The 19011-nt window shown below is 54.4% G+C and carries 23 protein-coding genes and 1 pseudogene; 12 read left to right on the top strand and 12 right to left on the bottom strand.

Features of this window, described 5'->3' with window-relative positions:
* Together ACA066_RS28215 and ACA066_RS28210 are read left to right on the top strand one after the other, a co-directional pair.
* On the top strand, window positions 1-1779 hold the full coding sequence (locus ACA066_RS28215) for a recombinase family protein (protein ID WP_497697476.1): 1779 nt from the start codon (window positions 1-3) through the stop codon (window positions 1777-1779).
* A gap of 493 nt (window positions 1780-2272) precedes the next feature.
* On the top strand, window positions 2273-2899 hold the full coding sequence (locus ACA066_RS28210; protein ID WP_497697475.1) for a hypothetical protein: 627 nt from the start codon (window positions 2273-2275) through the stop codon (window positions 2897-2899).
* 127 nt (window positions 2900-3026) lie between these two features.
* Here ACA066_RS28210 and ACA066_RS28205 read toward each other — a convergent pair whose 3' ends face one another.
* Entirely contained in the window at window positions 3027-3569 is a 543-nt protein-coding gene (locus tag ACA066_RS28205; RefSeq protein WP_497699972.1) for a recombinase family protein, read from the bottom strand.
* Between the two features lie 388 nt (window positions 3570-3957).
* Here ACA066_RS28205 and ACA066_RS28200 point away from each other — a divergent pair, with 388 nt between their 5' ends.
* On the top strand, window positions 3958-4542 hold the full coding sequence (locus ACA066_RS28200; RefSeq protein ID WP_497697474.1) for a hypothetical protein: 585 nt from the start codon (window positions 3958-3960) through the stop codon (window positions 4540-4542).
* Window positions 4543-4729: 187 nt separating this feature from the next.
* Here the strand turns inward: ACA066_RS28200 and ACA066_RS28195 are convergent, their stop codons facing one another.
* The 3 genes and pseudogenes from ACA066_RS28195 to ACA066_RS28185 all read right to left on the bottom strand — a co-directional run bounded on the left by ACA066_RS28195 (window position 4730) and on the right by ACA066_RS28185 (window position 7093).
* Window positions 4730-5677 (bottom strand): YagK/YfjJ domain-containing protein, encoded by a 948-nt coding sequence (locus ACA066_RS28195; protein WP_497697473.1) that lies wholly within the window; start codon window positions 5675-5677, stop codon window positions 4730-4732.
* A gap of 427 nt (window positions 5678-6104) precedes the next feature.
* Window positions 6105-6752: pseudogene (locus tag ACA066_RS28190) on the bottom strand (magnesium chelatase domain-containing protein); the annotation flags it as partial.
* A 155-nt stretch (window positions 6753-6907) separates the two neighbouring features.
* Window positions 6908-7093 (bottom strand): hypothetical protein, encoded by a 186-nt coding sequence (locus ACA066_RS28185; RefSeq protein ID WP_497697472.1) that lies wholly within the window; start codon window positions 7091-7093, stop codon window positions 6908-6910.
* Window positions 7094-7341: 248 nt separating this feature from the next.
* Here ACA066_RS28185 and ACA066_RS28180 point away from each other — a divergent pair, with 248 nt between their 5' ends.
* Window positions 7342-7620, top strand: a complete 279-nt coding sequence (locus ACA066_RS28180; protein ID WP_497697471.1) for a type II toxin-antitoxin system RelE/ParE family toxin — start codon at window positions 7342-7344, stop codon at window positions 7618-7620.
* A gap of 8 nt (window positions 7621-7628) precedes the next feature.
* Window positions 7629-7934, top strand: a complete 306-nt coding sequence (locus ACA066_RS28175) for a HigA family addiction module antitoxin (protein ID WP_497697470.1) — start codon at window positions 7629-7631, stop codon at window positions 7932-7934.
* Between the two features lie 282 nt (window positions 7935-8216).
* Here the strand turns inward: ACA066_RS28175 and ACA066_RS28170 are convergent, their stop codons facing one another.
* Both ACA066_RS28170 and ACA066_RS28165 read right to left on the bottom strand, forming a co-directional pair.
* Window positions 8217-8738, bottom strand: a complete 522-nt coding sequence (locus tag ACA066_RS28170) for a BRO-N domain-containing protein (RefSeq protein ID WP_497697469.1) — start codon at window positions 8736-8738, stop codon at window positions 8217-8219.
* A gap of 441 nt (window positions 8739-9179) precedes the next feature.
* The gene (locus tag ACA066_RS28165) at window positions 9180-9440 is read right to left on the bottom strand and encodes an accessory factor UbiK family protein (protein WP_497697468.1); all 261 of its coding nucleotides are present in this window, start codon (window positions 9438-9440) and stop codon (window positions 9180-9182) included.
* Window positions 9441-9859: 419 nt separating this feature from the next.
* On the opposite strand from ACA066_RS28165, the gene glnK reads away from it, so the two are divergent.
* The 4 genes from glnK to sutA all read left to right on the top strand — a co-directional run bounded on the left by glnK (window position 9860) and on the right by sutA (window position 12633).
* The gene (gene glnK / locus ACA066_RS28160; protein WP_002555808.1) at window positions 9860-10198 is read left to right on the top strand and encodes a P-II family nitrogen regulator; all 339 of its coding nucleotides are present in this window, start codon (window positions 9860-9862) and stop codon (window positions 10196-10198) included.
* A 36-nt stretch (window positions 10199-10234) separates the two neighbouring features.
* Window positions 10235-11572: an ammonium transporter gene (locus tag ACA066_RS28155; RefSeq protein WP_497697467.1), complete on the top strand. Its 1338-nt coding sequence runs from the start codon at window positions 10235-10237 to the stop codon at window positions 11570-11572.
* A gap of 213 nt (window positions 11573-11785) precedes the next feature.
* The gene (locus ACA066_RS28150) at window positions 11786-12211 is read left to right on the top strand and encodes a secondary thiamine-phosphate synthase enzyme YjbQ (RefSeq protein ID WP_007989493.1); all 426 of its coding nucleotides are present in this window, start codon (window positions 11786-11788) and stop codon (window positions 12209-12211) included.
* 101 nt (window positions 12212-12312) lie between these two features.
* A complete protein-coding gene (sutA, locus tag ACA066_RS28145; protein ID WP_497697466.1) occupies window positions 12313-12633 on the top strand; it encodes a dormancy-specific transcriptional regulator SutA in 321 nt (106 codons plus the stop codon).
* Window positions 12634-12825: 192 nt separating this feature from the next.
* Here sutA and ACA066_RS28140 read toward each other — a convergent pair whose 3' ends face one another.
* Genes ACA066_RS28140 through lptM form a run of 6 tightly spaced genes read right to left on the bottom strand, consistent with a single transcriptional unit; the run spans window position 12826 to window position 17439 of the window.
* Window positions 12826-13536, bottom strand: coding sequence for an HAD family hydrolase (locus ACA066_RS28140; protein WP_497697465.1), 711 nt, complete (start codon window positions 13534-13536; stop codon window positions 12826-12828).
* The gene (gene xerC / locus ACA066_RS28135; protein WP_497697464.1) at window positions 13533-14432 is read right to left on the bottom strand and encodes a tyrosine recombinase XerC; all 900 of its coding nucleotides are present in this window, start codon (window positions 14430-14432) and stop codon (window positions 13533-13535) included. The genes ACA066_RS28140 and xerC overlap by 4 nt, the downstream gene beginning before the upstream one ends.
* 2 nt (window positions 14433-14434) lie before the next feature.
* Window positions 14435-15160, bottom strand: a complete 726-nt coding sequence (locus tag ACA066_RS28130) for a DUF484 family protein (protein WP_497697463.1) — start codon at window positions 15158-15160, stop codon at window positions 14435-14437.
* 13 nt (window positions 15161-15173) lie between these two features.
* The gene (gene dapF / locus ACA066_RS28125) at window positions 15174-16004 is read right to left on the bottom strand and encodes a diaminopimelate epimerase (protein WP_497697462.1); all 831 of its coding nucleotides are present in this window, start codon (window positions 16002-16004) and stop codon (window positions 15174-15176) included.
* Between the two features lie 4 nt (window positions 16005-16008).
* Window positions 16009-17256 carry a diaminopimelate decarboxylase gene (lysA, locus tag ACA066_RS28120; protein WP_497697461.1) on the bottom strand — a complete coding sequence of 416 codons (1248 nt, stop codon included), beginning with the start codon at window positions 17254-17256 and terminating at the stop codon, window positions 16009-16011.
* A 9-nt stretch (window positions 17257-17265) separates the two neighbouring features.
* A complete protein-coding gene (lptM, locus tag ACA066_RS28115; protein ID WP_253433661.1) occupies window positions 17266-17439 on the bottom strand; it encodes an LPS translocon maturation chaperone LptM in 174 nt (57 codons plus the stop codon).
* Window positions 17440-17768: 329 nt separating this feature from the next.
* On the opposite strand from lptM, the gene cyaY reads away from it, so the two are divergent.
* The 3 genes from cyaY to rnk all read left to right on the top strand — a co-directional run bounded on the left by cyaY (window position 17769) and on the right by rnk (window position 19005).
* Window positions 17769-18101, top strand: coding sequence for an iron donor protein CyaY (cyaY, locus tag ACA066_RS28110; RefSeq protein WP_017341439.1), 333 nt, complete (start codon window positions 17769-17771; stop codon window positions 18099-18101).
* A 4-nt stretch (window positions 18102-18105) separates the two neighbouring features.
* Window positions 18106-18324, top strand: a complete 219-nt coding sequence (locus ACA066_RS28105; protein ID WP_497697460.1) for a DUF1289 domain-containing protein — start codon at window positions 18106-18108, stop codon at window positions 18322-18324.
* 270 nt (window positions 18325-18594) lie between these two features.
* Entirely contained in the window at window positions 18595-19005 is a 411-nt protein-coding gene (gene rnk / locus ACA066_RS28100) for a nucleoside diphosphate kinase regulator (protein WP_017341437.1), read from the top strand.
* Window positions 19006-19011 lie beyond the last annotated feature (6 nt).

The following is a 19011-nucleotide window of genomic DNA, read 5'->3' as shown; positions in this document are numbered from 1 at the left end:
ATGAAACCAAAGGCGTATAGCTACATCCGTTTTTCTACACCCGAGCAGGGACGTGGTGATAGTGAACGTCGTCAGAGAGCGGCTGCTGTTGAGTATGCTGAACAGAACGGTCTTGAATTGGTATTAGATCGTGAATATCAGTTCTTAGACTTTGGGGTAAGTGCCTACAGTGGGCGCAACAATAGCGACACAGGTATGTTGCGGCAATTTTACAACTATGTAAAAGAAGGAAAGATAGCGGCGGGTTCCTACCTTGTAGTTGAATCCTTAGATAGATTGAGTCGTGAAGATGTGTTAACGGCACTTGGGCGATTCATTGATCTTTTAAACGAAGATATCAAAGTTGTCACACTAATTGATAAAGTGGTATATGCAAAGGGTGCGGACCCGATGCAGTTGGTCATGTCCATCGTTTACATGATGCGGGCGCATGACGAATCCAGTACAAAAGGTTTTAGGGTAAGTAGTGTTTGGCGGGAAAAGCAAGCGCAAGCTAGATCGGAGCGAAAACCATTTGGAGCATCATGTCCGTATTGGCTGGAATTCGTGGATGATTCTTATGTACCAATTGCTGCTCGGGTAAAGATAATTAGCAAAATTATGGCGATGACAATTGACGGTTATGGACAGACGGCAATTGTTAAACATCTGAATTCTGAAAAAGTACCAGTTTTTGGAAGTGCTAACCGGAATAAATCTGGTATGTGGGGAAACAGTACGGTCGCAAAAATTATTGCCAATAGAGCATTGCTGGGTGAGTATCAACCAATGACACACACCGGTGGAAAGAGAATAGCTAATGGTCCGCCAATTGAGGGTTACTATCCGGAGGTGATAAGTCAGGAAGTTTTTTATGCTGCATTGAATGCACGTAATCAGCGCCGAATAGACAAAGTAACGCAGCAGGCGAAAGGGTTTAATGTTTGGTCGAAACTTGCCATTTGCAGTGTCTGTAAGTCACAGATGCATCTTGTCAATAAAGGTCGTCCTCCCAAAGGTAATAAGTACTTGCGGTGTTCTGCTGCTGCGAAAGGTAACTGTGGATCAAGGCTCGTGCGGTTGAGTTTCGCAGACATTGCGTTCAGGGAAATTTTAGCAAAGATGAACTCTGTGTCATTGATTAAAGATGACGGCAGGAAATTGAAGGGCAAGGTATCTGAGCTTTCGGGACGAATAATTAGTGCCGAACAGAAGCTAGTGGGCATTGAAAGTATTATGGTTGAAGAACCATCAGTAGCATTGTCGCGAGCAGCTAAAACAATAGAGTCTGAGTTGGAAACGCTGAAGAAAGATCTAGAAACCACTAAGATTGAAATTTCGCAAAACTTGATTTTCAACAAAGACGATTTCTTTCAAAAACTAGATCTGGATACTTATGAGGGCCGATCTGCTGCAAACGCGTTCATTCGTAATCACAAGCGAAAGGTTCGGGTTACTTCAGATGAAATGGGCCACTATTTTACCGTTGTGGATAGCGAGCCTCCGTACTTCCCAAAATTTTCAGTAGCAGTTGGGACAGATGGTTCTTTGAAATACCTTTCGTTTACACAAGATTCTCTCGAAGGCATCATCAATCAGGGCGATTTGATGAGCATGTATGCCTTCACCAGATCAACAAAAGAAGCCGTTGAGAGAACCTTGGCCGCGACAGCAGGTAACGGGCGGAGTGAAATCGATTTGCAAGTTGAAAAGCTGCCGAAGTTAAAATTGATGCTAGATGCGGAGATGAAACGGAAGTTATTGGCGAGTATGGGGTTGGCTTCCAAAACGGAAAAATAATAATTGGTTTTTCGTATATGGCGAAGTTTCGTGGATTAATGGTTACGGTTTTTTGCATTGTAGGTAGCGTTTGTACGTAAAATTTCCAACTCCGAAACCTTTGGGGCGAAAAAATATGATCGGCGATTTTTTTGATTTGACCATACCATTAAAGTGGACCCATTTAGCCCCTTTAGCCCTTTCTGAGGTCATGTAGTCAGTCCCCGGTGTCACGCCCTTTGTGTCCCCCCGTCCAAGCTGGTTCGTCAGCATGGAGCGATTTAACCCGTAGTGTTGATCAGTTCTCGTTTTAACCTCTTGGTCTTGACCTCACGCATTTCAACAAGTCTATTCTCAGGTGTCCTGTGCTTGCTGACGATGCTCTCCCCGTGGACGTATTCTAAATCGACCCAAAGCGGTCAGATGCTACGGTCATGGTCATGGTCACTGGGGTTTTTCGCCATGTAGCCATCGAATTTGGCATCAACTGGAACCAAGCTAAGGGATATATGAAATGTGGGAGTTTTTTGCTTCAGACGCGGGGAAAGTCGCTCTTGGAGGTGTGATTGCGATTTTGGGCTCACTGATAGTGTTTGTGTTGGGGTGGGTAAAGGAGTCACTCCTTGCATGGAAAAGGCGGCAAATGGAAGCTCAGCATCTTGGCATTCGATTGGTGCTTGCCTTGGATAAGCTGGTGGGGGAATGCTACAACGCGGTGAATGACCCACTTGGTACTGATGAACAGGGGTATTCCTATAGTTTGGTTTCAAACCCTGAGTTCACACTGCCTGAAGGCGGTGATTATCGTGCACTACCAACCCAACTGATGTACGACATCATGTCGATGCCTAATCGACTCAATGCGATCAACGAAGGAATGGTGTCTGTCGGGGACAATTCTTCCCCTCCGGATTATGACGAATACTACCGATACCGAGATGAAAAGCTTTCCGAGTTCGGCTTAAAAGCTATTGGGCAAATAGAGTCTCTCTGCGATAAGTACCGTATTCCATTTCCTGAGTGGCCGAGTTTTTACGACCCGAAGCAGGGATTTCTCGCTCAATTGGCAAAAATTGAAGAAATGGACAGGAGGCGCTCGCAGGTGAATGAGACCATAAGGTCGACTATTCCATCTCTGTAGACGTTCCAATCCATCATTTTCCATCCAGCGACCGTCCAATTTCCGGAGGCGCTGGCTCCTTGGGCTTCTGCATGGCGCATAACATTAAATCACTAGGTAACGCAGTTCCCAGGTGAACCAGTTTCATCTAGGCTTTCATGGCCCTTTGCACTGTGCTTAGACCAACGCCGAAGTCCTTTGCAACCTTGCGAAATGATGCCCCCTCGGCTTGCATGGCCGTCCTGATAGCAGCGTCATCGACAGACTTTACACGACCTTTGTAGACGCCTGCTTCCTTGGCCTTGGCAATGCCTTCACGCTGACGCTCCTTGATCATTGCGCGTTCGAATTGAGCAACACTTCCCAGCAACGACAGCATCAAGTCTTGCATGGGGTTGGCTTCGCCAGTGAACAGCAATTGTTCCTTGTGGAAGTGAACCCCGATCTTCCGAGCGTTCAAATCCTTCACCAGCTTTAGCAGATCCTCCAACGACCGGGCCAGCCTGTCGATGGAATGGATGTGAACGGTATCGCCCTCGCGGATGAACTTCAGCATTTCTTGCAACTGGGGACGGTCTGTGGTGGCTCCTGACAGCTTGTCTTCGAATACCCGGTCCAGTTCAATGCCGTCCAACTGGCGAGCTGTGTTCTGATCAACCGATGAAACCCTGATGTAGCCTACATTTGTCATTTTTTTCATTTTTTTGTATTCATTAGATTCTAGATGTTTTAAGTGTATGTGTGTTCATTTGTTAAATCAACCCTATTGAACACGATTTAATGGGGCAATCTGTATTCATTGATTTGTTGTCACATGGGTGTACCTTTACGAATACAAGCGATTGCTCGGATGCAATTTATCTACATTCCACAGATTCAAATCGTGTGATAGTGTCGATGCTACTGGCCAAGTGGATATAGCAACTGAGTGTGGCAAGATCACCAAAATGGCTGTCTTGCCAGAGTAAACGTAAATCGGGGATGCCCCAGAAGGGTGCTAAAGGCATAAAGATCCGGGTGTGTTGTTCTACATAAACCAGCGTGCTATCTCTGATTAGCTAAACTAACGGACTTATTAGATGAAAAGCTATTTGGCGGCTTTAACTTTTTTGATAGTTACACCGGCGCTTGCATTTTCTGAGAATACTAATAATGAAATACTGTATCTCGATAAGCCCTACACAATCACACATCTGAGCAGCTTTGATATTGATTGCGTGTGGACAAAAGACGAACAAGGCCGGTTGAAAAGTGAAGCACTTGGGCCGGATGGCTCAGGAGTGTGCTGGGACGAAAAGGCAGTTAGTCAAGTTGAGAGATTGGATAAAGAGAAAAAATTAATTTGGCATGATCCACCCAATGTGGAAAAAAAAGTTGAGTTTGGCGGGTATGTTGCCACAAAAAACAACATACTCGGATCGGTAGTTCTTGCTTGCTATACTGGAAGCCTAGACAGCGACGGAATGCTGGTTTCTAAAGAAGAGCAAGCCAGTAGATACAAGAAGTTACTGGGCCTGTACGATGGCGATAATGCAAGCATAAAAAGAATAAATAATGCATTCAATTTTGCACGCAGAAATCTTAGCGACCGGTATCCGTTGGACACGCTAGGAAAATACCGCGCTGATGTTTGCGATCAAATGGTGTTAAAAGGGAAGCTATAAATGGCAAGGCAATTATTAGCGGCTCTCGCATTCGTTAATATAAGTTGCCCAGAAACCGGCGGCCTAATAATTCATATGGATAAATGAATTAAGAAAACAGTTATCTAGCCAAGCGTATTTTCGTTGTCGAATTTCTGGCCCCGGTTAGGGGCCATATTCTGTTTGGCCTTACTTTCTTCGAGCATCTCTAATCGTCGCCCAGAGCTCCTCGCCCACCTTCCAGCAGTGTTGCGACCTTGGGGGCAAAGAATTGCTCTAATGATATCGCGTGACAGTAAGTAGCTACTTTCTGGTCTGGCACTTCTTTGGTTTTGTTTTCACGGTGTGTTGGCTGTTTATATGAAATATCAGCACCTATCACGGCGTCGACACCAATGGCCATAAGTTGCGTGGAAACTCTCTTAGAATCAGATGCGGAGTGTGACGGCCGGCCCGAATGTACGCTGAAGACAACGGCTTTGTCGCTATAATCGGTGCCCAATGCAGAATGTTGATCTGCCATCTTTTTCGGTTTCAATCTAGAAGATGAAAAACGCTTGTGGTGTTCACCTGTGCCGAAATCTTTGGTTTTGCTTTTGCACATATAGCTAAAATGCTTGAAGGCTTTATCAAGTTCTTCATGGTTATTCCTATTGATGACATAGTGATCCTTCTTGGAAGGTCTCACTACGCCACCTGAGAGCTCATTCCAGCGGTTATAAATCAATCCCCATGCATGGCTGGCGGGTGCGGTATAAAACGTCCCCAGTCGAACCTCAGAGCTTACTCCGAGCATGCAATGATAGTGGCCTTTGAACGAACCTCCTACTTCTCTAGTCCAGAAATGAATGACGTTCTTATGGTGATTCCATTTCCTGCTTGCAAGGTCTTGTTTAATTTGTTTGAAAAAATTTGAGACCACTAAGTTGCCTGACGATGCATCCATAAATTGTGTAACGGGGAAGTGAAGGTCGAAACGTAACAACTGAACCCTTGAATGGTGACTCAGCAGTGCATTAATTTGACCAAGCATCGGTTTGAGCATATTCGTATACACAGGAAGTTCCACGTAATCCCCTGTGTTGATCGATAGCCCTTGGTAGGTTGGATTGGTGGTTTCATTCTTTTTGAGCTTTTGTGATTTTAGCTTTTTCAATTTTCTTTATCCGTGATTGCTGATTACCTTTCTTGCTCTTAGTGTTCTATAGGTTCTATTGGATATTACTAAAAAGCAATCGCACATACGCTGGCAAAGCGCAGTGTATATGGGCTCGAGTGGATTTAGATTCCGAAGAAACGAGGTGAACTGATGCCGAAGAAACAAGATAAGACTAGGGGAATATTATCATGGCTCTGGCTTCATTCTAAACAGTTTAGGGGGCTCTTGAATTTGATGTAATTAAAAAATTTTTCCCAATCACTCGTGTGGGAGAAACCCGCACATCCAACTCCCATGATTACCGTGTAAATCATGTTTAGAAGGCAGCGATTTCTGACTGGCTGGCTCAGATATGAGGCGATTCTTTGTCCGACAAATTCCCGCAGAAAGGTTTTTGATTATTATTAGGTGTATTGATGCACAACATGAACAAGTTGTGAGCCCCCGCCGCCGCAATCAGCAAGGCGCGTTTTGCCGAGAGTTGTCCTTGCACTTCATTCAGGTCGGGGTAGGGTTTGCTGGCGTAGAGCAAACCATTGGACACGTAGGGCTCGACCGGCGTGTGACCATTGAAATGCGCGACCGCCTCCAGCAAATGATCCACCGCAATGACTTTCAGTCCCGAAGCCAGGCAGGCCTCCTCGGCATTCGCCCGAGGCACCATCAACGAGCGGCCAGCCTTGCGCGCCGCCAGTGCCGCCGGCAAAACACCCCTCACGGCACGCACCGCACCTGACAGCGCCAACTCCCCCAGACATTCCACATCATCCAGCGTCAACGTCGGCACCTGCACGCTGGCTGACAGAATCCCCAAGGCAATCGCCAGATCGAACCGCCCGCCATCCTTCGGCAAATCCGCAGGAGCGAGATTCAGCGTGATACGCCGCGCCGGGAATTGCAGGCCCGAATTGATGATCGCGCTGCGCACCCGATCCTTGCTTTCCTTCACCGCCGCCTCCGGTAAACCGACCATTGTCAGAGAGGGCAAACCGTTGGCCAGATGGACTTCGACGGTAACTGCAGGCGCATCCACGCCAATCTGGGCGCGGCTGTGGACGATGGAGAGGGACATGGTCGTTCCTTGAGCTAAACGAGAGGCCGCTTCCTGCGGGTTTTTCAAGGGTAGACGGGGGAGAGGGAATTGGTGGGGTGGTTACGCGGGCAAACTTTCACTGCATGTTGCGAACTAGTGAGCTGATACGTAGCAAAAAATGCCAGTCAGGCGGTTTATTTTGGAGAGCCTTTATAGGAGTTTCCGCCTGCAAGCCAGCCACTTGGCTCAAGCTCTTTGCCACGAGCCACAGCGACCTCCAAAAAACGGTATTGATTGGCTGACACTTTCCCGGCTAAGCGGCGTGCCTCGGTATGAAGTTCAACAATGTGTAAAAGTTTTGCTCGGCGGCTTTTTTTCACTGCGAGCTCCAATCGATTTGTGAGCTGATTTTTGGTCAGTCAGCTTAAGAGGTAAGCACGGTTTGGATGCAATGAGAATTGCTGTTTGTTTTTGTAGGAATCAGCTGGATTTCAAAGGCCTTCTGAAGTCCGCTCGTAGTCCTTTTCCTAAAGTTTTGAAAGGGTGGCCAAGCTTCAACGCAGCGCGTTTGCATTTATGATTTTGGGTTATACACTCAAGATTAATGCATAACGTTAAGCTTTAAATTATGATCGTTAGCTTTAAGTGTTCTGAGACCGAGTATCTGTTTCGCAATGGAAAGACCCGTATGTGGTCAGCCATTCTGAGTGTCGTGGAACGAAAGCTGACGATGCTTGATGGGGCTGCCGTGCTGATGGACCTTCGATCACCACCCGGCAATCGATTGGAGGCGCTTGAAGGAAATCGAAAAGGTCAGCACAGCATTCGCGTCAATGCTCAATGGCGAATTTGCTTTGTTTGGGGTCTCAACGGACCAGAGAATGTCGAAATCGTCGATTATCACTGAGGTGAGTAATGACTAAGAATGGTATGCGCCCGGTTCACCCTGGCGAGATCCTCAAAGAGGAATACCTTGGGCCTCTTAACCTTACGGCTGCTGCCCTGGCTAGAGCGTTGTGCGTGTCGACACCTACGGTGAACGACATCGTGCTCCAGCGTCGGGGGGTCAGTGCTGATATGGCTCTGAGGTTATCTATTTGTCTGGACACAACCCCGGAGTTTTGGCTGAACCTGCAATCGACTTACGATTTGCGTAAAGCCGAGATTGAACGAGGGGCTGCGATTCGGGATCAGGTCGAGCGGTTGCCGCACTGCGCCTGATGATTACCTTGTATTGATTGAACCCACGCAAGAGCGTGGGTTTTTTTTGGAGGTCTTTACGGAATCCCGGGAAACACAAATAACGCAAAACCTGTAGGAGCCGGCTTGCTGGCGATGGGCATAAGTGCGCCGCGTTGAACCAGATTTCACGCGCTATCGTTAACGACCATCGCCAGCAAGCCGGCTCCTACAGGGGGTATGCGTACACCCTGGCAATAAGGTCGGCTGGCCGGCCGCCTTGGTTGCTTTGGCCGGGATTTCGTGAAGAACCTTTTTTGGGCTTCAGAATGGGTGAAGCATCTTCGAAGCTCTTTTCCACCAAGGGTGATTTGCCGGATTTCGTGGTGGCTCACTACTCGGCAACATTTGCGGAACATCCTGCAACCGAATCCACGGCTGGTTATTCCAGTGCAGCAAACTCAATGACATTTCCGGCCAGTTCAGCAGGCTCAGGATTGGGCGTTCGGTTGAGCTGGGTTGTTCGGCGTCTCTCAGGGCAGGCACTACGTCGTGGGTCAGCCATTCGCGCAGGCTTCGGTATTCGGGGCAGTAGTGGTAGATCAGTAGTGCGTAGACGCCGGATTCGCTAATTAGCAGGGTGTTTTCGATGCTGCCGTGGATGAGCATTCGCGCGGACTGGCGTTGGTCGGGGTCGAGTTTTCGGACGGTGCGCTCGTCGAGGTAGAGGCGTAGGAGACGACCGAGGTCTCGGGCGCTGAACCAGGGTTGGTTTTCGAGGAGGAGGGCGTGGAGGTGGAGTTTATGGCGGGTGAAGACGTGAGGTGTCAGATAATTTTCGTCCATCGAGCAGTACCCTAATTTCGCTTGGTAGATGACTGCCACCTATCGTCGCCAAACAATTAGGGTGGCAGCTGCGTGCGGGTTGGCGAACCGGCCAAGCGAATTCCGGCAGACCCTAAGGTCTCCCACACACAGCCGCCATAATTCGAATCGGGTAAGAAATACCTGATATCGAACGATGTGCGCTGCATTGCTTGGTTCCGGGTCGCCAAACCCAGTGCTGAACATTCAGCATTGGGTGAGCTTAGAAACCGGAGGTATTGCGGCGCAATCGGACGGCGGTGGTTTTGTTGTAGGAAGGTGCCGGGATTTTTGCGGGGCTGAAGATCAAATGATCTCAGCCTGCGGCAGTTCCTACAGGTAAATCTGAAGGTCGTTCCGACCTTCAATCGCGAGCAGGCTCGCTCCCACAGTGGATTGGGTTTCAAAGTGGGATATGGGGCGTTACTCGGTCGGTGGATTGAGCGTCGCTTCCAGCTCCGCGACCTTCGCCTCAAGGCTCTCCAGCCGCGCACGGGTGCGTGCGAGCACAACCATCTGACTATCAAACTCTTCCCGGCTCACCAGGTCCAGTTTGCTGAAGCCGCTCTGCAACAACGCCTTGAACTGGCTTTCGATTTCGCTTTTCGGCAGTGGGGTGTCGCCGCTGAAGAGGCGGGAGGCGGTGCCGTTCAGGGCGTCGAGGAAGTCTTTGGGCGCGAGCATGGGCAAATGTCCTGGAAACAATGGCGCGCAGTGTATCACGCAGCGTCTATAGTCATTTTCGCGGGCAAGGGATGCACGCTTTTCGCGCATGCCGATGGACGGCATCGCACCGTCGTTGTGCGTAATGTGTCGGGTGTTGTGGCGAAGTGGTTGTCATCGACTGACAAAGGCTTGAAAACAGTGAACTTTGTGGAGATGGCAAGCTTTCTGCTTAGTCGGTAGTAACCCATGCACTGATGCAGTCGCTGTGACGAATGCAGTGCGCCAAGCGGAACGGGGAAGTGTTTCGTGCGGAGCGGTTAGCCGGCGTCGGACGGGCAGGTAAGGCCGACGATGCGTTACAAAGCCAGGCACTGCGCTTAGACTTGAGTCGGGTTTGTTTTCCTGGGGCAAGTCCACCAATTCGGGAGAGAGTTTTCATGAAGCTAGTCACTGCCATCATCAAGCCGTTCAAGTTGGACGACGTGCGCGAGTCGTTGTCCGAGATCGGCGTGCAGGGCATTACCGTTACTGAAGTCAAAGGCTTCGGTCGGCAGAAGGGTCACACCGAGCTGTATCGCGGCGCGGAATACGTGGTTGATTTCCTGCCTAAGGTGAAGATCGATGTCGCCATTGACGACAAGGATCTGGACCGGGTTATCGAGGCGATAACCAAGGCTGCCAACACCGGCAAGATCGGTGACGGCAAAATCTTCGTGGTCAATCTGGAACAGGCGATTCGCATCCGTACCGGCGAAACCGATACCGACGCAATCTAAGCCGCCACAAACCCCAACGCCCCAGGAGAAAACAATATGACTCTGCGTAAATTCGCAGGGCTAGGAGCCCTGTTGTCCCTCGTAATGCCCAGCCTGGCCATGGCGGCAGACGAAGTGGCGGCCCCAGTCCTCAATTCCGGCGATACCGCCTGGATGCTGACCTCGACAGTCCTCGTGCTGTTCATGACCATTCCCGGCCTCGCGCTGTTCTACGGCGGTATGGTTCGGTCGAAAAACATTCTTTCCGTGATGATGCAGTGCTTCGCCATTACCGGTCTGATCAGCGTTCTGTGGGTCATTTATGGCTACAGCATCGCGTTCGACACCACCGGCATGGAACAAGGCGTCGTCAACTTCAACTCGTTCGTCGGCGGCTTGGGCAAGGCCTTCCTCGCCGGTGTCACGCCAGCCAGCCTGACCGGTCCTGCGGCGTTGTTCCCCGAGTCGGTGTTCATCACCTTCCAGATGACCTTTGCCATCATCACCCCGGCGCTGATCGTCGGTGCCTTCGCCGAGCGGATGAAGTTCTCCGCCATGCTGATCTTCATGGGCATCTGGTTCACTCTGGTTTATGCACCGATCGCGCACATGGTCTGGTCCGGCAACGGCGGCCTGCTGTGGGACTGGGGCGTGCTGGACTTCGCCGGCGGCACCGTGGTGCACATCAACGCCGGTGTGGCCGGTCTGATCGCCTGCCTGGTACTGGGCAAGCGCAAAGGCTTCCCGACCACCCCGATGGCACCGCACAACCTCGGTTACACCTTGATGGGCGCTGCGATGCTGTGGGTCGGTTGGTTCGGCTTCAACGCCGGTTCCGCCGTAGCGGCCAACGGCACGGCCGGTATGGCGATGCTCGTGACTCAGATCGCAACTGCCGCTGCCGCACTGGGCTGGATGTTTGCCGAGTGGATCACCCACGGCAAACCAAGTGCACTGGGTATCGCGTCTGGTGTGGTCGCCGGTCTGGTTGCCATCACCCCGGCCGCTGGCACCGTGGGCCCGATGGGCGCTCTGGTGATCGGTCTGGCAGCGGGCGTGGTGTGCTTCTTCTGCGCAACTACCCTGAAACGCAAACTCGGCTATGACGACTCCCTGGACGCCTTCGGTGTGCACGGTATCGGCGGTATCCTCGGCGCGATCCTGACCGGTGTGTTCGCCGCACCGGCGCTGGGTGGCTTCGGCACCGTCACCGACATCGCCGCACAAGTCTGGATTCAGTGCAAAGGCGTGGGCTTCACGGTGATCTACACCGCGATCGTCACCTTCATCATTCTCAAGGTACTGGACGCCGTCATGGGCCTGCGTATCACCGAAGAAGAAGAGGCTGTCGGCATCGATCTGGCACTTCACAACGAACGCGGCTACAACTTGTAAACACACGCATAAAAATGTGCCCGGCTTGCCGGGCATTTTTTTGTCTGGAATTTGTCAGTGAAGGAACTGCTGAAAGGTTTTTTCGTACACGTTTAGTGGCGTTTACGACGGGCGTTTTTCTGCGGCCAATGGCTTACATGATTGAAGGAATATTAGGGCCTTTGTTTTTTCCCAGAGCGCGCTAGAATGCGCCCCGAACGTGCGGAGAACTGTATGTGGCAACAGACTCTGATTACCCTGCGGGCGAGGCCCCGGGGCTTTCATCTGGTAACGGACGAGTTACTCGCCGGCCTGCCTGAACTCAAGGCGTGTCGGGTCGGTCTATTGCATTTGTGGCTGCAGCATACCTCGGCGTCGTTGACCATCAACGAGAACGCCGATCCGGCGGTACGTCGCGACTTCGAACGATTTTTCAATCGTCTGATCCCACAAGGAACAGACGGCTATGAGCATAACGACGAAGGCCTGGACGACCTCCCGGCGCACTTCAAGGCCAGCGTGCTTGGCTGTCAGCTCAGTTTGCCGATTTCGGCAGGCCGACTGGCGTTGGGGACCTGGCAAGGCGTTTATCTGGGCGAGCACCGTGATCATGGCGGTGCCCGTAAAGTCCTCGCCACCGTGCACGGTGAAGGGGCATGAACCGCTGGTCACCAGTGGTTATTGAATTTTTCCGGCGGCTGTCGACAGACGGTGAAGCTGGGCTATAACTAATCTGCTTTTCGCAAGTCATGAGGTAGAACATGAGCGACGATGATCTGGAAAACGACGACCTCGAAGTAGGCGACGACGAAACCGAAGAAGGTCTGGAAGCAGCGGCGGACGACGTCGTTGAAGACGACGGCGGTGAAACGCCCGTTCCGACCGCCAAAGGCAAGGCCAAGGCTGCGGTATCGGTCGATGAGCTGCCGAGCGTCGAAGCAAAAAACAAGGAGCGCGATGCGCTCGCGCGGGCCATGGAAGAGTTCCTGGCCAAGGGCGGCAAGGTGCAGGAAGTGGAGGCCAATGTGGTCGCCGATCCTCCCAAGAAGCCTGACAACAAGTACGGCAGCCGGCCTATCTAAGCGTCTGCCCTTGCTTGCTGAAAAAGCCCGCCGTCGCTGCGGGCTTTTTCATGGGAGGAATAGAAGCCTTGGGCTTGGCGCAACCTTGTAGGAGCTGAGCTTGCTCGCGATGGCGGTGTGTCAGCCAACATAAATGTCGAATGTGATGGCCTCATCGCGAGCAAGCTCGGCTCCTACAGGAGTCTTGTGTTATCAAGATGGTTGATGGGCGTTCCATCGCGCCAGCAACGCCGGCAACTCGGTAAAACTGCGGATTTCGGCATCAGGCGCTCGCTGCGCTTCCCACAATTTGCCTTGCGGGTTAAACCAGATCGCCCGCAACCCCGCCTGCTGCGCCCCGGCAATGTCATCACCGGGATGATCGCCAATATGCACCGCCGTCTCGGCCGTTGCCCCGCCACGCTGCAACGCTTCATGAAACAGTCGCGCATCCGGTTTGGCGATGCCGATGTCTTCGGCGCATAACGCAAACTTGAAGTAATCCGCCAGCCCTAACCGGCGCACATCGGCGTTGCCGTTGGTGACCACGCCCAGCGCGTAGTGCTTGGCCAGAACTTCCAGCGTTGGCTCCACTTCGGGGAATACTTCGAGCTGATGCCGCGCATGCAGAAACACTTCGAAACTCTGATCAGCCAGGTCGGACGCCTGGCCATGATCGTAACCAGCCTCTTCCAGCGCATGGAACAGCACTCGCCGCCGTAACGCGCTGATGCGATGTTTGAGGCCCGGTTCGCTGCTCAGAATGCGCTCGCGAATCGTCCACAAATGCTCCACCGGCACCGCGCCCAGATTCGGTGCATGTTCGGTCAGCCATTCACGCAGGATGGCTTCGGCGCTGACGATCACCGGGGCGGTGTCCCACAGGGTGTCGTCGAGGTCGAAGGTGATCAAATGGATCGTCATGAATCATCGCCCTTAATGCGTTTGGCCCGTGGATGGGCGCTGTCGTAGACCGTCGCCAGGTGCTGGAAGTCCAGGTGGGTGTAGATCTGGGTGGTCTTGATGTCCGAGTGGCCGAGTAATTCCTGTACGGCTCGCAGGTCTTGGGAAGATTCCAGCAAGTGACTGGCGAAGGAATGTCGCAGCATGTGCGGGTGCAGGTTTTGCCCCAGTTCGCGCTCACCGGCGGCCTTGACCCGCACCTGAATCGCCCGAGGGCCAAGGCGTCGGCCTTGCTGACTGACAAACACTGCGTCATCTGCCGGGTTGGTCATGGCGCGCAATGGCAACCACAACGCCAATGCTTCGCGGGCCTTTTTGCCCACTGGCAACAGTCGGGTCTTGCTGCCTTTACCGAGCACCTGGACCATGCCGTCGGCCAGGTCCAGCTGATCGAGATTGAGCCCGGTCAGTTCTGACAGACGCAAGCCCGAGGAATAGAACAGCTCCAGAATCGCCTGATCCCGACGTGCCAGAAAGTCATCCTCCACCGCACCCTCAAGCAGCTGCAGCGCGCGGTCAGTGTCGAGGGTTTTCGGCAGCCGTCGTTCGCCTTTCGGCGGCGCCAGACCGTTGGCCGGATCGTGATCGCACAGGCCTTCGCGGTTCAGATAATGATAGAGCCCGCGCACGGCCGAGAGCAGCCGCGCAAGACTGCGGGACGATTGACCCTGGGAATGCAAGCGAGCGATCAGACTGCGCAAGCGCTGAATGTCCAGCGCGGCCCAGCTGTCGATGTTCTGTTTGATGCACCAGCCCAGCACCTTGTCGAGGTCGCGGCGATAGGCGTACAGCGTGTGGGGCGACACCTGCCGCTCACTGCGCAAGTGTTCGCAGTAAGCGTCCAGTTGCCGTTCCACGATCAGCGTACCGAGCGCAGCGAGCTGTTGACCCGTGGCAGCACGCGGCCCATGACTTCGGCGATGTAGCTCAGGAACAGCGTGCCCACCGAGCTTTTGTAGTGCTGCGGATCACGGCTGGCGATGGCCAGCACGCCGTGGATGCCTTGATGGCTGATGGCGACGACGGCGGTGGAGCCGATCTGCTTGCGCTGCTCTTCGCCGAACAGGAAGTCCAGTTCATGCTCGCGCAGGCTGCCGCTGACACTTTTGTCTTCCGAGAGCAAACCGCCAATGGCGGTTTGCGCATCGGCGTGGGTCACCCAACGGCCGACCGGCATCGGGTTATCACCCAGCAGGATCAGGCTGACAAAAGGCACCTGGAAGTCCTGGCGCAGGCTGTCTTCGACGCTGATCACCACGTCTTCCAGGCTGGTGGCGTCCATCAAAGCGAGAATCAGGCGGCGGGTCTTGTCGAAGAGGCGGTCGTTGTCGCGGGCCACGTCCATCAAGTGCGAGAGGCGATGACGCAATTCGATGTTGCGGTCGCGCAGGATGGTCATCTGGCGCTCGACCAGCGAGATGGTGTCGCCACGCTGGTGAGGGATGCGCAACGCCGGGAGCAGTTCTTCATGCTCGACGAAGAAGTCCGGATGAGCCTCCAGGTACGCGGCAATCGCCGCCGCCTCAAGGCTTTCGGAAGGGGATTCGTCGGGCTGTCGGGCGGGAACCTGGGGCTTGTCGGTCATGGGTTTGACTCACTCAAAGACGTACTTGTCCTTCGTAAACACGGACTGCCGGGCCGGTCATCAAGACCGGTTGGCCTGGGCCTGCCCATGCAATGGACAGACGCCCGCCGGGCAGGTCGATCAATAGCGGCGAATCCATCCACCCCTGGCTGATCGCGGCCACTGCAGCAGCGCAGGCGCCGGTGCCGCAAGCCTGGGTTTCCCCGGCACCACGTTCCCAGACGCGCAACTGCGCGCGGTTCCGGTCGATGACCTGGAGAAAACCGACATTGACCCGCGCAGGGAAGCGCGGGTGATGTTCGATTTTCGGCCCCAGTTCATGCACCGGTGCGTTGTTGATATCCGTGACGCGCAACACCGCATGCGGGTTGCCCATCGACACGGCGGCCAGTTCAACTGCTGTGCCGTCGACGTCGAGCGAGTAGCTCAGCGCCTGACTGTCGGCAACGAACGGGATGTCGGCCGGCACCAGGCGCGGTGCGCCCATGTCGACGCTGATCTGGCCGTCACTGCGGATATCCAGCTCGATAATGCCACTTTTGGTTTCGACGCGGATCTGCCGTTTTGCGGTCAGGCGCTTGTCGAGCACAAAACGGGCGAAACAGCGCGCACCGTTGCCGCACTGTTCCACTTCGGAGCCGTCGGAGTTGAAGATCCGATAGCGGAAATCCACATCCGGGTTGCTCGGCGCTTCGACGATCAGCAACTGGTCGAAACCGATGCCGGTGTGCCGATCGCCCCATTGCTTGGCGTGCTTGGGCAGGATGTGCGCGTGCTGGCTGACCAGGTCGAGGACCATGAAGTCATTGCCCAGGCCGTGCATCTTGGTAAAACGCAGCAGCATGGTTCTACTCCGGCAGCAGGCTTTCGCCAGCAAACAACTCGGCTACCGTCTCACGGCGACGCACTTCAACTGCCTGATCACCGTCCACCAACACTTCAGCGGCACGGCCACGGGTGTTGTAGTTGGAACTCATGACAAACCCATAAGCACCGGCCGAATGCACAGCCAGCAGGTCGCCTTCTTCCAGGGCCAATTCACGATCCTTGGCCAGGAAGTCGCCGGTCTCGCAGATCGGCCCGACGATGTCGTAGGCACGAGCGGCAGTAGCGCGCGGGCGCACGGCGGTGACGTCCATCCAGGCTTGATACAGCGCCGGGCGGATCAGGTCGTTCATGGCCGCGTCGACGATGGCGAAATCTTTGTGTTCGGTGTGCTTGAGGTACTCGACCTGAGTCAGCAGCACGCCGGCGTTGGCGACGATGAAGCGGCCCGGCTCGAACACCAGCGCCAGGTCACGACCGTCGAGACGCTCGCGCACGGCTTTGATGTAGTCGGCAGCCAGTGGCGGCTCTTCGTCGCGATAACGCACGCCCAAACCACCACCGAGATCGATGTGGCGCAGGTATATGCCGCAATCGCCGAGGCGGTCGACCAGACCCAGCAGGCGGTCGAGGGCGTCGATGAACGGCGGCAGGGTGGTCAGTTGCGAACCGATGTGGCAATCGACGCCTACTACTTCCAGGTTCGGCAGTTGCGCGGCGCGAATGTACACGTCTTCGGCGTCGGCAATGGCGATGCCGAACTTGTTCTCTTTGAGACCGGTGGAAATGTACGGGTGTGTGCCGGCATCGACGTCCGGATTCACGCGCAGCGAGATTGGCGCGCGAACGCCCAGCTCGGCGGCGACCACTTGCAGGCGCTCCAGCTCGTCGGTGGATTCGACGTTGAAGCAGTGCACGCCGACTTCGAGGGCGCGGCGCATGTCGTCACGGGTCTTGCCGACGCCGGAGAACACGATCTTGTCGGGGCTGCCGCCGGCGGCCAGTACGCGTTCCAGCTCGCCACGGGAGACGATGTCAAAACCGGCGCCCAGGCGCGCCAGGACATTCAGGACGCCCAGGTTGGAGTTGGCCTTGACCGCAAAGCAGACCAGGTGCGGCATGCCGTCCAGCGCATCGGCGTACGCCAGGTACTGGGCTTCGATGTGGGCGCGGGAGTAGACGTAGGTCGGTGTGCCAAAGCGTTCGGCGATGGCGGACAGGGCAACACCTTCCGCGAACAGCTCACCGTCACGGTAGTTAAAAGCGTCCATGGCGTTCCCTTATTGGTAGACGTCGTGCTTGTGTGCTTTCGACGGCTGCTTTTGCGAGGACTTCGCCTGCTCGGCTGGGTCCTGGTTTTCGTCGGGCAGGTACAGCGGGCCTTTTTGACCACAGGCCGACACAAGACAGGCAACCGCGACGAGCGCAGCAAGGGAAGAGATCAGGCGCTTCATGGCGAAATCCTTGAAAATGCGTTAATTGCGCCGGAGTATACCGGCCACCCGGCAGCTTGCCTATGCGACCAGGCTCCCGTCCGGCGGGGCTTCGCACGAGTCCGGTCGGTATCGTGCAATCCTTGTGGGAGCGAGCCTGCTCGCGAAGGCGGTGTGTCAGCCAGCGATGATGTTGAATGTGCCGGCCCCTTCGCGAGCAGGCTCGCTCCCACAGGGACCGCGTTTGATGTACCTATATCGGTGCTTGGTCGTTATCCTTTGCAATCACCGGGGCTCGCCCGTATCTTGCGGCGCTTGAGCGTGAACAGACACTTTTTGAGGTTGCCGCAATGAGTTTGACCGAAGCCCGTTTCCACGATCTGGTCGATGCCACCCAGCAATCGCTGGAGGATATTTTCGATGAGAGCGACCTGGATATCGACCTGGAGAGCTCGGCCGGTGTGCTCACCGTCAAGTTCGAAAACGGCAGCCAGTTGATCTTCAGCCGCCAGGAACCCCTGCGTCAGCTGTGGTTGGCGGCGGTGTCCGGCGGTTTCCACTTCGACTACGACGAAGAGAGCGAGCGCTGGATGTGCGACAAGAGCGAAGAGCAGCTCGGCGAGATGCTTGAGCGCATCGTCAAGCAACAGGCCGGCGCTGAATTCGATTTCGAAGGTCTGTGAGATCGTGACCGAGCCTGCACCTGTTCGTCCGCCCAAACCGCTCTACAGCAACGTCAGCCCGGCCGTGCCCTCGCCGTGCAGCGGCGTGTGTCGGCTGGATGAACAGAAGGTCTGTCTGGGGTGTTTTCGCCATGTCGAAGACATCCGCGAATGGCGCTCGGCGGATGATGATCGTCGCCGGGTGATTTGCGCGCAGGCTGTTCAGCGCAAAGCCTTGGCCTGATACACAAACCTGTAGGAGCCGAGCTTGCTCGCGAAGGCGGTGTGTCAGTCGATATCCATTTTGACTGACACACCGCCTTCGCGAGCAAGCTCGGCTCCTACAGGGTTCTTTGAGCAATCGCAAAATCGGGTCCGTCGCCCCCGGCTTGTATATTTTTTGAGCTGTGATAGTGTCCAGAAACGCCTCAACCCATCGAGGCTCGTGAAAACCCCGCCTTTTTCTGGCGGGGTTTTGCTTTTTCTGTGCAGAAGAAAGGAGTCTGCCTCTATCATGACCGCACCTTCCATCACCCTTACTCGTCTGGACGTTCAGCGTCTGGAACGCCTGATCGACAGCCTGGACGACACGCTGCCGGGCGTTATCGCGCTGCAAACCGAACTGGATCGCGCCGATACGCTGGTCGGTCACGATGAAGTGCCCGCCGATGTCGTGACCATGAATTCCCGTGTGCATTGCCGTGAAGAAAGTAGCGGCAAGGACTATCACCTGACGTTGGTGTATCCCAAGGATGCCAACGCTGACGAAGGCAAAATCTCCATTCTGGCGCCCGTCGGCAGCGCATTGCTGGGCCTGAAGGTTGGACAGCACATCGACTGGCCGGCACCCGGTGGCAAGACCCTGAAACTGACCCTGCTGGCAGTTGAATCGCAGCCCGCCCATGGCGGCGACTTCCCGGAATAACCTTCC

The organism is Pseudomonas sp. LBUM1651, assembly GCF_059716135.1.
This window is presented reverse-complemented; position numbering and strand designations above follow the sequence as displayed.